We start from the raw sequence: 15,498 nt of genomic DNA, 5'->3' as shown, positions 1-15,498 counted from the left end.
ATCACATCACCTACAGGAAAATAGTAGTACAGTAAGGGAAGCATGAAAAAGATTGGAGCTGGTACCATGTTTTCACAGGATTATAATGAAAATCCTTTTATCGTAATTTGGGAATTAACCCGCGCATGCGCATTAAAATGTTTGCATTGCCGCGCTGAGGCTCAGTATCATCGTGATCCTAGGGAATTAACACTCGCTGAGGGAAAAAAATTGATTGATGATATTTATGATATGGATAATCCCATGCTTGTTTTTACAGGTGGTGATCCACTGGAACGGCCAGATGTCTTTGAGATTGCAGAATATGCGGTAAATAAAGGTGTTCGCGTTTCCATGACACCTTCTGCGACACCTAATGTGACCAAAGAAGCAATGAAAAAAGCAAAAGATGTTGGGTTGGCGCGTTGGGCGTTTAGTATTGACGGACATTGTGCAGAAGTTCATGACCATTTTCGCGGTACATCCGGTTCGTTTGATTTAACTATGAATGCTATTAACTATTTACATGAGTTGGATATGCCATTACAAATTAACACAGTCATTTCACGCTACAACGTTGATTATTTGGATGAACTGGCAGAAATGGTCGAACGGCTTGATTGTGTGCTATGGAGTGTCTTCTTTCTTGTTCCAACAGGACGTGGAAAAGAAGAAGATATGATTTCTCCAGCTGAGCATGAACGTGTGTTGCGATGGCTATATAATTTGTCAAAGCGGGTGCCATTTGATATCAAGACAACGGCAGCACAGCACTACCGGCGTGTGGTGATTCAGGGGAAAATGCGGGAGCATAAGGGGAAAAGTGATGCCGATCATATTATGTATGAAGACGCATTGATGTCAGGGAAAACAGGCCAGATTGATGGACTCGGACGCGCGCCTAAAGGGGTTAATGATGGTAACGGATTCGTTTTTATCTCCCACACTGGTGATGTTTACCCAAGTGGTTTATTGCCGATTAAAGCTGGCAATGTCCGGACAACACCACTAGCAACAATCTATCGGGAGTCAGAGGTATTTCAAAATTTGCGGAATCCGGATAAATATAAGGGGAAATGCGGCGTTTGTGAATTTCGTTTTGTTTGTGGCGGATCCAGATCCAGGGCATACAATGTGACCGGAGATTATATGGAATCGGAGCCATATTGCGTGTATATTCCTAAAGTAATGCGCGGAAAAAACCGAAAAAACAGGGCCGTACAATCAAAATAAAAAGCTCCCTCTTCGGAAGCTTTTACGTTCTATTTGAGTAGCTGTGATGGCTGCCTTACATCCAATGTGTATTAATGAATGCTGCACAGGACTACTGGACAGTCTTCACAGTTTATTTCTTCTTTTAAAAAGTTTAGATTATGGATAATAATATGCCCTTTTTTCATGGAGATAATAAGATTTCGTTTCAGGTCATTTAAAGACCGGTTGACGCTTTCCCGTGACGTACCACAGAAATTGGCCAGTTCCTGATTGGTTAGAAGGATATCAATATAAATATCTCCGTTTTCCTGTTTACGGCCATAGCTGTTTGATAATCGAATTAATGTGGAATAGAGGGCGCCTTTCTTACCATGTAGTACGAGATCGCGGAATCGGGTCTGGTCCCGGCGGTAAGATTCACTCATAATCTTCATAAACTCGATTGCAAGACTAGCATTATTGATCAATTCTTCTTCTAAATATGCCTTTTTAATGACGGCTACTTCACCGTCTTCGAGCACTTTAGCATTCAGAATATATTTTACCTCGTCGTATAGAGAGAGTTCCCCGATAATATCGCCTTTGTTACAGATTCTTAGCGTAAGTTCACGTCCGTCGGGTGATAGTTTTCCGATTTGGATTCTGCCTGATTTTATGATATATAATTCCTCCGCGTTTTGCCCTTCCGAAAATAAATAGGTGTCTTTTCTGATTGGTTTCGTATGGTCAACGGAGTCAAGAACGGCTTTTAAATCATCGGATAGATCGGGCTTAAGATATGCCTGCAGCATAAGTAATAACCACCTTTTAGGAAAATCGTTTCCTTTGTTCAGTATAGCAGATTACAACAAAAAAGAGAATGGCTGCTTTTTAGAGAAATGCGATCACCATAGCTCCGATAATAAAGCAATACAGGGAAAAGTAGATTAAATTGCCGTTGCGCATAATGTTCATAAACCATTTTAAGGCAAAATAAGAACCAATAATTGCTGCCATAAATGCGAGTAAGTACGGGATCATTAATATATCAAAGTCAGGGTCGTTTATAATGTCAGAAGCAGACATGATGGTGACACCGATGCTGACAGGAATGTATAAAAGAAAGGAAAAGCGAAGTGCAGTCTCTTGTTTCATTCCAAGCAACATGGCTGCTACAATAGTCGCTCCGGAACGACTGATCCCGGGAATTAAGGCAACAGCTTGCGCTAGTCCGACAATTAGCGCGTCCTTTATCGTTATTTCACCGTCGTTTTTATTGCCATGCAAATTTCGGATAACCCATAGTGCCAGCCCGGTCAGCAGCAGTGTCATACCAACAATCGTTACCGTACTTAACGTGCTGCTGATATAGTCCTCTAATAGCAGTCCGAGCACACCAGTTGGAATCGTCGCAAGCCCTAAAAATAGTACAAACTGGAAGTCTGATTTTGCCGACAGATCCTTAGAGATAAGATAACGGAAAAAATGGCTCACCAATCGATAGATATCATGTCGATAGATGATCAGAACAGCGATAAGCGAGCCGAAGTTGACGATGATTTCAAAAGAAAGTCCCTTGATTTCGATACCAAATAATTCCCGTAAAATCACCAAATGGCCACTTGAAGAGATCGGAATAGGTTCTGTTATTCCTTGAAAAACCCCTAAGACGATATATTTGACCAATAACCAAAATGAAGCTACAGTTTCCATAAACAATGCCTCCTATTGCAGATGAGTGGGTCCTCTTGTCCATATTAGAATTCCTTAACGGGCCAAGTCACTAAAGAATAGGCGTCTGCATAATCTGGTTGCAGAGGAGGATGAATATGAAACAAGATTATCATCATGTATACGAGACTTGTAAACAACATATGCATTCGTATGTCCTTGCTGAAATGGTAGATGGATCAAAAGTGGACGGCATTGTAACGGGGTTGGACGAGGAATACGTTTATTTAGCTGTTCCACTTGCGCAACACGAACAGGATATGCACCAAATGCATGAACATCAGCAAAATCGGCAAGTTGGATTTGGGTATGGTCAGCCCGGGGGCTTTGGATATCCAGGAGGGGGCTTCGGATACCCAGGTGGCTATGGATACCCCGGCGGCGGTTACGGTTATCCAGGAGGTCCACGAAGACGGTTCCGACGATTAATATTGCCGTTAGCTGGGCTGACTGCCTTAAGTTTATTGCCGTGGTATTAGCGGGAGTACTTGTTCCATGAACATAATATGTTACGCATCGTAAAACCCTTGCTATCTATGGACGGCAAGGGTTTACATGTGACTTTTTGATATTAATTTGTTTGTTCTTTTAATACACCTTCACCTAAAATAAAAATAATAATCGTGAAAATGATGGAAAGTACAAGTGTGTGAACGACATTAAAGGCATCACCAGCCATGGCGGAGAGGATGTATGAAATAACACTGCCGATTGCTAGTGCCCAAATGAATGTCCAAAAAAACCGCATTGAAAACACCTCATTTTTCTTCTACTGTACCTAGTTTATCAAAGTAGGGGGAAAAATAAAAGCGTTTTAGCGTGATAATGTCAACATTTTCCCACTAGCCTTTTTTAAAACATATGCGCTTTTAAACGTAATATAATAATAGGGAATAGGAGGAGTTAGTATGACTGTTCTTGTTACAAATTGCTTTCATTGGATTGGGTTTCATATCGTGAATCATTTGCTTGAAAATGGCTATCAAGTGGATGGGGAAGCGACATGTATGACAACGAGTGCCGAGCATTTTGCTTTGATGGTGGGGAGAAATGATGCATTTTCATTGATAAGGGACAAAAGTGACAGAAAAGAAAATTACCAGCTAATGATTATTAATCAGTCAGATGAAGCGATGCAACATATAAAAACTAAAAAATCGTTCAAGCTGTGTCGTAATCACGAGGATAAAACGAATTTAGATAGAACTGCGATCATTCTTCCAATGCTCTTTGGAGAATGGATGCCTATGGATGAACAAGGGATATATGATCAAGGTAATTTTATTTCCTTCAATTCGGAAGTGTTTACGAATGAAGCTGTATATATCGGTGATTTTATACAATGCTTGATGCAATGTCTGCACTCCAGCCATTTACCATCTCAGTTCAAAATTAAATCTGAAAGGCAGCGTACATTGGCGACGGAACACGCAGCACAAATAATTTTCTTGCGTGACAGTAGACCTGTTGAAAAGCAGGTAAAAGCAGTATCTGATCACTATAATCGATTTAAGGCAATGTATCCTTCATCCCCATAGACAACGATCGTGTATGCTTGTTTGACTTGTTTGCTGTATGTTTTTCAATTGTAACAAAACTGTAATCTTAAATAACGTTTACGACAAGACTTGTAAACGCTACAATTATAATAGGAAATCATTAACATATCCTTGTTACTTTTATCCCGCCTTAACGGGTATTAAGACTCTGGCTTCGTGAGTCTTAGATAAAATCAAAAGAGATAAAATGAGCATTAACTGTATCGTGCAGGTCACAGAGGCGGTTGCAACTTAGGCTTGAGAATTTAGCCATGTTCCTTATTATCAGTGGGGGAAGGCAGGCTAAAACGTTACGTCCCTATGTCTCGCCTTCTCTATAACGTCCTGTGCATCTAAAACCCCACTGTAATGTGAAGTTTCATGTTGGACGGGAGTGCACGTCGTGAGGAAAAGCTACGTATTCATTCTATTAGGTTTCATCTTTTTATTATCAGGCTGCGGACATTACTTTGATCATGGCAACATTCAACGAGTTGGCATGCTGGTTGAAACATCTATCCATGACCAAGGATGGGGCCAAAAAGGATACAAAGGGCTGTTGGCGATCCGTGACAAATATGATGTCGATGTCTATTATCAAGAAGACATTACAACCGAAGAAGATGTGAAACGCGCTGTTGAGGAATTGGTCAACAAGGGAGTAAATCTCATTTTTGGGCACAGCAGCACATATGGAAAGGTATTTGTAGATATTTCAAGTGAATACCCAGAGGTGCAATTTGTTTATTTTAACGGTGGTTATTATGCGGAAAATGTGGCTAGTTTAAATTTCAGTGCGCAGGCTATGGGGTATTTCGGGGGAATGATTGCCTCAAAGATGACTGCAACAAATCAGGTTGGAATAGTAGCAGCGTATGAGTGGCAGCCTGAGGTGGAAGGATTTTATGAAGGGGCTAAATACCAAAATCCGGATGCAGAAGTACATGTTGATTTTGTAAACGACTGGAATGATGATAAAAGCGCATTAATGAGCTATAAAGAAATGCGCCAAAACGACGTGGATGTTGTTTATCCTGCAGGTGATTCCTTTAGTGAAGATATGATTGAATTGGCAAGCCAGGACGGAATTTATGCGTTTGGTTATGTTTCCGACCGCTCAGATATTGACGAGCGGACCGTATTAACTAGTACTGTCCAGCATGCAGACAGGTTATATGAACGGATTGCTGAAAAATTTAATAAAGGAAAGCTGACTGGACAAATCTTAACGTTTGATTTTCAGGATGACGCCATTTCCCTCGGCAAGTTCAGTCCGGATGTTCCACAGGCTTTTCAACAGAAAATGAAAAAGGCAATTTCCAATTATAAAGAATCAGGACTACTGCCAAATGAACAATAGTAAAGAATAACACAAATTCCTTTTTTACTTGCAAGCAGGCGAAAGATACTTTAAAATTAGCACCAAGTCATAATAATTGATATTAACATTTGATATAAGGGGATGGAAATATGAGCGTGGGAATTGTAGGGGTTGGACATTATGTGCCGCCGAAAGTTGTTACAAACAAAGATTTGGAGAAAATTGTAGATACCAATGATGAATGGATTCGAACACGAACCGGGATCGAGGAGCGCCGGATAGCGGATGACAGTATCGATACGTCGGACATGGCTTTTTATGCGGCAGAAAACGCCTTGAAAGATGCGGACCTGAATGCGGAGGAACTCGATCTGATTTTGGTGGCAACTGTTACACCGGATACACCATTTCCATCGGTGGCGTGTCGCTTGCAGGACCGGCTGGGAGCGACCAAAGCAGCAGCCATGGATGTAAGTGCGGCTTGTTCCGGGTTTATGTATGCCCTCATTACAGCCAAACAATTTGTTGAAACAGATGTATATAAAAATGTATTAGTTATTGGAGTTGAGAAACTATCTAAAATTACGGATTGGACGGATCGCAATACATGTGTCCTTTTTGGTGATGGTGCTGGCGCCGCACTCGTTAGTAAGGTGTCTGAGGGAAAAGGAATTCTATCATTCGAATTGGGTGCGGATGGATCAGGCGGTAAATACTTGTATCAGAAGCCAGAGGACTACTTAATCCAGAATGGTCGGGAAGTATTTAAGTTTGCGGTTAGACAAATGCCAAGATCAGCAATAAGTGTCATTGAAAAAACAGGTTTAGCCAAAGAAGACGTGGATTATCTTATTCCGCATCAGGCAAATATCCGAATTATGGAAGCTGCCCGGGAACGTCTAGGGGTTTCCGAAGACCGTATGGCTCAAACTATTAAAAAATATGGGAATACCTCTGCCGCATCCATTCCAATGGCGTTATCAGAGGCAGCTGGTAACGGCCGAATCAAGGATAATGATTTATTAGTGTTAGTAGGTTTTGGTGGAGGGTTGACATGGGGATCGGTTGCACTTCGCTGGGGTAGATAAATCGATTCATCAGATTTGAATTTGTAAAGGAGAATGCGCATGCAAACACCGAAGCATCGTCATTTCCTAAACGTACAAAATGAATTATAATAATAGAAGTATAATGGATTAGGAGGACAAATATATGGAGGAAAGAAGAGTTGTTGTGACCGGCTTGGGAGTTGTTTCCCCTTTGGGCAACGATGCTAAAACGACATGGGAAAATGTTGTTGCAGGAAAGTCTGGTATTGATTTCACCACAAAAGTTGATAGGGATCTGTTTCCTGCCAAAGTTGCAGCAGAAGTAAAAGATTTTGACCCATTGCAGTTTATCGATAAAAAAGATTCCCGAAAAATGGATCCATTTACACAATATGCTGTAGCTGCAGCGAAAATGGCGGTGGAAGATGCACATTTGACAATCGATGATGCGATTGCCGATCGTGTTGGTGTATGGATCGGTTCTGGTATCGGTGGCATGATGACGTGGGAAGACCAGCATAAGAAATTTTTAGAGAAGGGCCCACGACGTGTTAGTCCATTTTTTGTACCGATGATGATTCCGGATATGGCTGCTGGTCAGGTTTCAATCCAGTTAGGGGCAAAAGGAATTAATTCATGTACAACAACAGCCTGTGCGTCCGGTGCAAATTCGATCGGGGATGCATTTAAAGCGATTCAGCGTGGTGCAGCAGACTATATTATTGCCGGTGGTACGGAGGCACCAATTTCTAATATGGCATTTGCCGGTTTCTGTTCCGCAAAAGCATTATCATTGAATGAAGACCCCAAAACCGCGAGCCGGCCATTCGATAAAAATCGCAATGGATTCGTGATGGGAGAGGGGTCTGGCTTATTGGTACTAGAAACAATCGAAACCGCACAAGCGCGGGGCGCCCATATCTATGGGGAAATTGTCGGTTATGGTGCAACAGGTGATGCCTATCATATTACTGCGCCTGCTCTCGATGGAGAAGGGGCTTCGCGAGCCATGCAACAGGCATTGGATGATGCTCGCCTAGTACCGGAACAGGTCGATTATATTAATGCCCATGGGACAAGCACGGAACTAAATGATAAATATGAAACAATCGCTATCAAAACTGTTTTTGGCGATCATGCAAGAAAGCTTGCTGTATCATCCACGAAATCGATGACAGGGCATTTGTTGGGTGCTGCTGGCGGATTGGAATCAGTTATCGCCGTCAAATCAATTGATGATGGTATCATCCCGGCAACAACGAATTATGAAACACCAGATGAAGAATGTGATCTGGATTATGTTCCAAATGAATCCCGAAAGCAGGATGTGCAGGTCGTGATGAGTAACTCACTCGGATTTGGCGGGCATAATGTCGCATTGTTATTTAAAAAATACGAATAAGTCATCATAGGTATTACGAAAAAGGCTAGCCAGGTTGGTTGGTCTTTTTTTGGTTATGTAAGGGTGATTCGGAGTGGTTTACTAGGCAGAAACAGGACAGTCGCATTTGTAACCGAACTGATTCTAAAATAGGACAACCCTATCATGTATTTTATGGTACAAGCATAGAATGTAATAAATATAATGGTATGGACATGCAGGGTGGGGTTAAAATGTTTTATTTGTTTATTTTTTTATTAGGATTTGGAATGGCTGTTTCAGGCGGAGTAACCATTATTGCGTACGCAAACTTTTTACCGGCTGGTTTAGGCTGGATAGATTACTTTATTTTCTTGAAAGGAAGACCGGAGAGCTATTTTTTGCCGATTGGTTTTATCCTGATGGCGATTGCAATTTACCGTTATCCAAACACACATTGAAAGAAAAGTCCCAGAATATTTTTTGTGCAGGATGGTCATAATGTATGGTAAATGGTAGTTGAAAAGCGAGGGTTGTTTATGTTGTATTTGCACGATGTGTGGGTAAATTGGTTTGAGGGAGAAGAGAACGGCTATAGTGTATGTTATTTTCATGAATGGCGGAAACAGGATGGTATTGAACTGCTTGATCAGGTTCCGCTGTTGTACATAACAGATGACCTCTACAATTATATTGAAAATGATATGCATGATTTGCCTAAACCGATGCTTGACGCCATATATAAGCGTGCGTATATACGCAAAGGACAGGAACGAACCGTGCTTGATTATGCGTGCATTGTGACCGATGGAACTGATATTATTGCAATGGATACGATCGGATATCAAATTCCGATTCGTAAAAGCAGATTGATACCAAGACAGGAGCAGCTTGTTTTTGATATGGTTGAAAATACAAAAAAACAATCATTCAAATTTGATGGCAGTCTTCACAAAAAAGAATATCATATGTTATCGATGCCACCGGAACTTGTACACGGGTTAACAAGACGCGAGCGACAATTAAAACACTTATTAATGATGGCACTCGACCAGTTGCATACCGCGAATAATTTAGAAGAGCTGCGATACTGGCTAACCGAATGGAACCCAAAGAAATACCCATACATCCGGTATATGGATGAAGAAAAAGTTTGGCAGGCATTGTACGAAGGGGTCAAGCATGGATGGAGTGCAGCCCATGAAGAATTATGCGGTAAAATGATTAAAGGACAACCGTTTTTAGAAAAAATGTGGGAATTGGAACAAAATCAGGAACAGACTTCGAAGCAGAAGTAGAAAGTTGGAGAATGAAGAAAGACACTTGGCTTAAATATTGTCAAGTGTCTTTCTTTGGATACATTAGCCTTTGTTTTAACGGGAAGTAAGGCCCCCACTTCAAGATGTTGAGGTGAAACTAAAATAGATAAGTGGGGTCAATTGCATGACAAAGGTCCGATTCTGTTCTCAGCCTGCACGATGCAGGTCACAATGCGTTGCAACTCAGACGTTCCCGTTCTTAGCCTTTGTTCTCCTGTCTTAGTGGGGGAGAAAGGGCTAAAACGGTCCCGTCCTTATGCCTTCACCTGCGTTAGCACGTCTGAGTGCGTCGAAAATCTCCACTGAATGAAGTTTCACTTTATTTTCGCTTTCGGCCTAGACCCACGGCTCGTTTTGCTTTGACTAACGTTTTGTTGGCAACTCTTGATGCCTGGTCTGCTCCCCGGTCCAAAATGTCATCCAGTTCCTCCGAATCGATTAAAGCATGATATCGCTCTTGTATTGGCTGCAGTATCTGAACAACTGCATCGGCAACCGCTTGCTTGAATTCTCCATAACCTTTTCCAGCAAAATTTGTTTCCAATGTTTCGATTGACTCGCTCGAACAAGCAGATAAAATAGTTAACAGGTTAGAGATACCTGGCTTATTTTCCTTATCAAATTCAACGACACCCTCGGAATCGGTTACCGCACTTTTTATTTTTTTCTCGATCTTTTTCGGTGCATCCAGCATCGAAATAAACGCTTTTTCATTGCTGTCTGATTTACTCATCTTCTTGGTTGGTTCCTGTAATGACATAATCCGGGCCCCAATTTTTGGCACGCTGATTTGCGGCAGGGTAAAAATGTCATTATATTTATTGTTAAAACGCTGTGCCAAATTACGCGTTAATTCCAGATGCTGGGTTTGATCTTCGCCAACCGGAACTAAATTGGCCTGGTATAGTAAAATATCAGCAGCCATGAGTGGCGGGTAGGTGAGTAACGCAGCAGAAACCGCTTCCTTGCCTGCAGCTTTGTCCTTAAATTGCGTCATTCGTTCCAATTCACCAATATAACTGATCGATTGCATAATCCATGCTAACTCCGCATGAGCTGACACTTCAGATTGTATAAATAACGTCGCTTTATTTGGGTCAATACCTGCCGCCAGATATAATGCAGCTAGGGAACGGATATTTTGCCGCAGTTTTAAACGATCCTGTGGAACCGTAATTGCATGTTCGTCGACAATACAATAGAAGCACTGATTATCTTCTTGCATGTTGACGAAATGTTGCATTGCGCCTAAATAATTTCCAATGGTTAATGTGCCACTTGGTTGGATACCTGAAAATATTGTATTCATTTGTTTCACTCCATAAGTTAGATTTGTACGTGGATACAGTTTCATGTTGGACACAAAAAAAGTTCATTAATCCCCTACAAAAAGGGACGAATGAACCGCGGTGCCACCCTAATTATCTTACTGAAACAACAGTTAGATCACTTTAAAATTCAAATTCGCTCCAAAGTCCAATTCCAATTTACCGTGGTACTTGTTTCCACCAGCCACAAGCTCTCTAGAATCCAGCAGGTAATTGTACTGCGCCTTTTTCATTGCTAATGCTATTTAATATTTCTTATTATATATAGTCCAAAAATAAAATGCAAGCAGGGAAGTTAAAACCGTCATATTTCATTTTAATGCGTGACTTTTAAAAATTAACTTGACATTCAAAAAATAAACTTATAGAGTAATAATTAATTACTACATATGTACATATTGGGAAGTTCGATTTCATCATTTGCAATGACGAGTAAAATGACACCGTTTTCATACCGAGCGGATTATCTTGTGAAGTGTGTATCTGTTTATTGGCAACTAAAGTAGACGGATCGAGTTAAAGAAGGAGGGTACTTTACTTTATGAATAGATTCTGTTTGCAAGAAGAACATGACATATTCCGCCGTTCATTACGGAAATTTATTGAAAAGGAAGCGTCTCCCCATTATGACGAGTGGGAAAAAGAGAAACAGGTTCCCAGATCTTTTTGGAAAAAGGCTGGAGAACAGGGTTACTTATGTCCGTGGGCGGATGAAAAATATGGTGGATTTCAAGCCGATTTTGGGTACAGTGTTGTGCTTAGTGAAGAATTTGAACGGCTTGGTACGGGGATGGTCGGATTTGGTCTCCATACTGATATCGTCATGCCATACATTGCCTCATATGGTACAAATGCACAGAAGGATGCCTGGCTGCCTGGTGCAATCACCGGGGACCTGATTTCGGCAATTGCCATGACTGAACCTGGTGTTGGATCGGATTTGGCAGCAGTTAAAACAACTGCAATAAAAGACGGCGAAGACTATATTATTAATGGTGAAAAGACATTTATTACCAATGGCTACATTGCCGATTTAGTTGTTGCCGTTTGTAAAACAGATCCAGAAGCAAAGCCTGCTCATAAGGGAATCAGCCTCATTGTTGCAGAAGCAGGAACGCCGGGATTTACCAAGAATAAGAAGCTGCAAAAAGTCGGCCAGCATGCAAGTGATACGTGTGAACTAATTTTTGAGGATGTTCGTGTTCCGGCTAGCAATTTATTAGGAGAAGAAGGGAAGGGTTTTTACTATTTGATGGCAAAATTGCAGCAGGAACGACTGATGGTTGCTATTCAAAGTATAACTGCATCAGAAGTAATGCTTGACTTAACAATTGATTATGTGAAACAACGAAAAGCGTTTGGTCAAAGTATCAGTCAGTTTCAAAACACACAATTCAAACTTGCAGAACTAAAAACAGAAATTCAAATTGGCCGGACGTTTGTTGACCGACTGATCGAGGATCATGTGGCAGGCAAAGACGTAGTGACAGAGGTATCGATGGCAAAGTGGTGGACCACAGATCTTGCAAAAAAAGCGGCAGGGGAATGCATGCAACTGCATGGTGGTTATGGTTATATGGAAGAATATGAGATTGCAAGAAGATATCGTGATGTGGCAGTATCATCGATTTATGCAGGTTCGAATGAAATCATGAAAGTGATCATTGCTAAAAATATGGGATTATCAAGCTTGTAAGTTAACGGGAAGAAGAATGAAACTGCATTATAGATGTATATATACTAATATGAGTTTTTGTTGGACGTCAATTCCATCGGGCCTGTGAATATGATTATAAGGGATTGAGACAAGATGAACAGAAGGGGAGATAGCTATGCGTGAAGCTGTAATTGTTGAGGCAGTCAGGACACCGATTGGCAGACGAAACGGAGTGTTAAGTCAAATTCGGGCAGAAGAATTGGCGGCAAAACCTTTGGAGGAAGTGGTACATCGAGCGGGTATTGGAGCAGAATTGGTGGAAGATGTTATTTTCGGTTGTGTATCACAGGTTGGCGAGCAAGCTTTTGATATTGCCAGGCAAGCAGCATTGATTGCTGGTTATCCAGTAGAGGTCCCTGGAACAACCATTGATCGGCAATGCGGTTCCAGTCAGCAGGCAGTTCATTTTGCTGCACAGGCAATTATTAGCGGGGATATGGATGTGGTTGTTGCCGGCGGAATTGAAAGTATGTCACGTGTGCCAATGGGATCCAATATGCAGGGAGTGAGGATTAGTGAGGCATTAGCGTCCAAGTATGAAATCATCAATCAAGGTTTATCCGCCGATCGGATTGCGGATAAATGGGGTTTTAGTCGGGAACAAATGGATGAATTTTCACTGGAAAGTCACAAAAAGGCTGTTGCGGCTCGTCAGGAAGGGCGCTTTGTTAAGGAAATCATGCCTTTGGAGGTATCGCTTCCAGATGGAACGAAAACAAAGGTGAAAGACGATGAAGGTCCAAGGGAAAATACGAGTCTTGAGAAACTTGGGGGACTCAAACCTGCTTTTCGGGAAGATGGTAGTATAACAGCGGGTAATGCCAGTCAAATTAGTGATGGTGCTGTTGCGCTTTTGCTGATGTCCCGAAAAAGGGCTGAAGAACTTGGATTAAGGCCAAGATTCAGAGTGGTTGCTCGTACCGTTGTAGGATCTGACCCAACACTCATGCTAACAGGCCCAATTCCTGCAACAGAAAAAGTGTTGCAAAAGGCAGGACTGAGGATTCATGATATTGACATTTTTGAAGTGAACGAGGCATTTGCTTCCGTTCCAATGGCATGGCTTGTGGAAACAGCCGCTGATCCGAAAAAATTGAATCCAAATGGTGGCGCAATTGCCTTGGGTCATCCACTTGGTGCGAGTGGAGGGCGTCTGATGACAACCATGCTGTATGAATTGGAACGAACGGGCGGGCGATACGGGCTGCAGACCATGTGTGAAGGTCATGGTATGGCAAATGCAACGATTGTGGAACGGCTCGATTAACGTTAGCCTATAGTGTTTGTTTATTACCTGATTTTCAAAGAATGACACGCTGTTTTTAATTTGATGGACACTCATCCCCTGGAGGTGCTAATATGCCGTTAACGTCCATTCGTATTCTTGATTTGACTCGTTTGTTACCGGGACCGTATTGTACGATGCTGCTTGCTGATTTTGGAGCAGAAGTAATAAAAGTAGAGGATCCAAAGACCGGTGATTATGCAAGAATGTATGAGCCTAAATTGGATGAGGATAGTGCACTCTTTCATTCACTTAATCGAAATAAGAAAAGTGTTTGCCTTGATTTGAAATCAGAAGAAGGAAAAAGTAACTTTTTAAAAATGGTTGAGAAGGCTGACGTCGTGGTAGAATCATTTCGTCCGGGGGTTATGGAACGTCTTGGTTTAGATTATAAAACACTGAAGAAAATTAATCCACGTTTGATTTATTGCGCGGTGACTGGTTTCGGGCAAACAGGTCCCTATAAAGACCATCCTGGCCATGACATAAATTATTTAAGTTATGCTGGTCTTCTCAATTTAATGGGAGAAGAAGACGGAAAACCAATTGTTCCAGCTGTACAAATAGCCGATATTGGTGGTGGCGGGCTGCCGGCTGCTATAGGTATTTTATTAGCTTTGTTTGAACGAGAAACTTCTGGAAAAGGGCAGTTTGTCGATATTTCCATGATGGATGGGGTGATTTCGTGGTTGCAAACGATCCTTCCAAACTATTTGCTCAACCATAAGCCGGTCAGACGAGGCAGGCAGGTATTATCTGGGGGACTCGCATCCTATGCTATTTATGAAACGAAGGACGCGCGTATGCTCTCAGTTGGGTCCATTGAACCAAAGTTTTGGCAAGCATTTTGCGAGGGCATAGGGAGGAGTGATTTTATTCCACGCTCATTAGGGTCGTTGCATGAACAGCATCGTCTTAAGTATGAGATCCAGACGATTATCTATCAAAAAACGCTAGCGGAATGGATGGAGGTGTTTGAGGATATAGGAGCATGTGTATCTCCCGTTTTAACCCTTGAAGAAATGACAAAAAACCCGCAAGTGATGGCGCGTGACATGATTCAGACGGTGAAACATCAACTAGCAGGTGAGATAAAACAAATTGGCATCCCGATTAAATTATCGGAAACACCTGGTGAAATTCGCACACCAGCACCGAAACTAGGGGAACATACGGAGGAAATTTTAAAGGAAAGTTAGCGGCGCATTCCGTTCAAAATTTCTGAGATTGCGATACAAAAAAGCAGGAGCAGCAGCCACCTGCTTTTTTGTGTGTTATCTCATTTTTAATAGACCCCCACTTCAAGATTTGCGGTTGCTGAAAAAGTGAAATAGATTAGATTCGTTTCGAAAAACGCTATATCTTATACAATTCGGGTTTGCTGTCGTCTGCTTTAGTCTTCTCTTGTTATTTCGAACTTGTTCTCGCACGTTTCAAGCCTGCAGTTGCACATATTCAGCCCGTTTTCTTCCAAACAATTAAAGGTGCTTTTTTAGGTGATCTCTAACACCTTGAAGCTTAATAATCCTTAGAGTTTGAAGCGGTGAATAGTTCACTTGTATAGGTTATCCACGGAAATGCAATAATTAAGGAGAAATAAGTAAGTGTAAAATATTTCTCGAGGGTATTTGAGCGATATTCTAGCCAAAAAAGAAAAGGCACTCTATCATAAAATGT

The 15,498-nt window shown here is 41.6% G+C and carries 15 protein-coding genes and 1 other annotated feature; of the genes, 11 read left to right on the top strand and 4 right to left on the bottom strand.

Annotated elements, in window-relative coordinates:
• The first annotated feature begins 66 nt into the window (after positions 1-66).
• Positions 67-1,212, top strand: a complete 1,146-nt coding sequence (locus tag WMZ97_RS19675; RefSeq protein WP_343273841.1) for a TIGR04053 family radical SAM/SPASM domain-containing protein — start codon at positions 67-69, stop codon at positions 1,210-1,212.
• Between the two features lie 71 nt (positions 1,213-1,283).
• Here WMZ97_RS19675 and WMZ97_RS19670 read toward each other — a convergent pair whose 3' ends face one another.
• Together WMZ97_RS19670 and WMZ97_RS19665 are read right to left on the bottom strand one after the other, a co-directional pair.
• Complete coding sequence (locus WMZ97_RS19670) at positions 1,284-1,985, bottom strand: Crp/Fnr family transcriptional regulator (RefSeq protein ID WP_405027727.1); 702 nt, start codon at positions 1,983-1,985, stop codon at positions 1,284-1,286.
• 79 nt (positions 1,986-2,064) lie between these two features.
• Positions 2,065-2,886, bottom strand: coding sequence for an undecaprenyl-diphosphate phosphatase (locus WMZ97_RS19665; protein ID WP_343273803.1), 822 nt, complete (start codon positions 2,884-2,886; stop codon positions 2,065-2,067).
• Positions 2,887-2,996: 110 nt separating this feature from the next.
• Here WMZ97_RS19665 and WMZ97_RS19660 point away from each other — a divergent pair, with 110 nt between their 5' ends.
• Positions 2,997-3,383, top strand: a complete 387-nt coding sequence (locus WMZ97_RS19660) for a hypothetical protein (protein ID WP_405027726.1) — start codon at positions 2,997-2,999, stop codon at positions 3,381-3,383.
• Positions 3,384-3,475: 92 nt separating this feature from the next.
• Here the strand turns inward: WMZ97_RS19660 and WMZ97_RS19655 are convergent, their stop codons facing one another.
• On the bottom strand, positions 3,476-3,652 hold the full coding sequence (locus WMZ97_RS19655) for a DUF2929 family protein (protein WP_343273801.1): 177 nt from the start codon (positions 3,650-3,652) through the stop codon (positions 3,476-3,478).
• 160 nt (positions 3,653-3,812) lie between these two features.
• On the opposite strand from WMZ97_RS19655, the gene WMZ97_RS19650 reads away from it, so the two are divergent.
• From WMZ97_RS19650 to WMZ97_RS19625, 6 genes are all read left to right on the top strand, one after another.
• Entirely contained in the window at positions 3,813-4,442 is a 630-nt protein-coding gene (locus tag WMZ97_RS19650) for a hypothetical protein (RefSeq protein WP_343273800.1), read from the top strand.
• Positions 4,443-4,845: 403 nt separating this feature from the next.
• Positions 4,846-5,802 carry a BMP family ABC transporter substrate-binding protein gene (locus WMZ97_RS19645; RefSeq protein ID WP_343273799.1) on the top strand — a complete coding sequence of 319 codons (957 nt, stop codon included), beginning with the start codon at positions 4,846-4,848 and terminating at the stop codon, positions 5,800-5,802.
• 110 nt (positions 5,803-5,912) lie between these two features.
• Positions 5,913-6,851 (top strand): beta-ketoacyl-ACP synthase III, encoded by a 939-nt coding sequence (locus WMZ97_RS19640; RefSeq protein ID WP_343273798.1) that lies wholly within the window; start codon positions 5,913-5,915, stop codon positions 6,849-6,851.
• 124 nt (positions 6,852-6,975) lie between these two features.
• Positions 6,976-8,214, top strand: a complete 1,239-nt coding sequence (fabF, locus tag WMZ97_RS19635) for a beta-ketoacyl-ACP synthase II (RefSeq protein WP_343273797.1) — start codon at positions 6,976-6,978, stop codon at positions 8,212-8,214.
• Between the two features lie 212 nt (positions 8,215-8,426).
• The gene (locus WMZ97_RS19630; protein ID WP_343273796.1) at positions 8,427-8,633 is read left to right on the top strand and encodes a hypothetical protein; all 207 of its coding nucleotides are present in this window, start codon (positions 8,427-8,429) and stop codon (positions 8,631-8,633) included.
• Positions 8,634-8,711: 78 nt separating this feature from the next.
• A complete protein-coding gene (locus tag WMZ97_RS19625) occupies positions 8,712-9,470 on the top strand; it encodes a YjbA family protein (RefSeq protein WP_343273795.1) in 759 nt (252 codons plus the stop codon).
• 340 nt (positions 9,471-9,810) lie between these two features.
• Here WMZ97_RS19625 and trpS read toward each other — a convergent pair whose 3' ends face one another.
• A complete protein-coding gene (trpS, locus tag WMZ97_RS19620) occupies positions 9,811-10,800 on the bottom strand; it encodes a tryptophan--tRNA ligase (RefSeq protein ID WP_343273794.1) in 990 nt (329 codons plus the stop codon).
• A 79-nt stretch (positions 10,801-10,879) separates the two neighbouring features.
• Positions 10,880-11,061, bottom strand: a binding site (T-box leader).
• Positions 11,062-11,360: 299 nt separating this feature from the next.
• Between trpS and WMZ97_RS19615 the strand changes: the two genes are divergently transcribed.
• From WMZ97_RS19615 to WMZ97_RS19605, 3 genes are all read left to right on the top strand, one after another.
• The gene (locus WMZ97_RS19615) at positions 11,361-12,515 is read left to right on the top strand and encodes an acyl-CoA dehydrogenase family protein (protein WP_343273793.1); all 1,155 of its coding nucleotides are present in this window, start codon (positions 11,361-11,363) and stop codon (positions 12,513-12,515) included.
• Between the two features lie 136 nt (positions 12,516-12,651).
• Complete coding sequence (locus WMZ97_RS19610; RefSeq protein ID WP_343273792.1) at positions 12,652-13,803, top strand: thiolase family protein; 1,152 nt, start codon at positions 12,652-12,654, stop codon at positions 13,801-13,803.
• A 92-nt stretch (positions 13,804-13,895) separates the two neighbouring features.
• Positions 13,896-15,020: a CaiB/BaiF CoA transferase family protein gene (locus tag WMZ97_RS19605; protein ID WP_343273791.1), complete on the top strand. Its 1,125-nt coding sequence runs from the start codon at positions 13,896-13,898 to the stop codon at positions 15,018-15,020.
• Positions 15,021-15,498: the final 478 nt, after the last annotated feature.

Origin of the sequence: Lentibacillus songyuanensis (genome assembly GCF_039548255.1) — a bacterium.
Classification (GTDB): Bacteria; Bacillota; Bacilli; order Bacillales; family Amphibacillaceae; genus Lentibacillus_C; species Lentibacillus_C songyuanensis.
The sequence above is the reverse complement of the archived record's forward strand: the minus strand, read 5'-3'. Positions and strand labels throughout refer to the sequence as shown.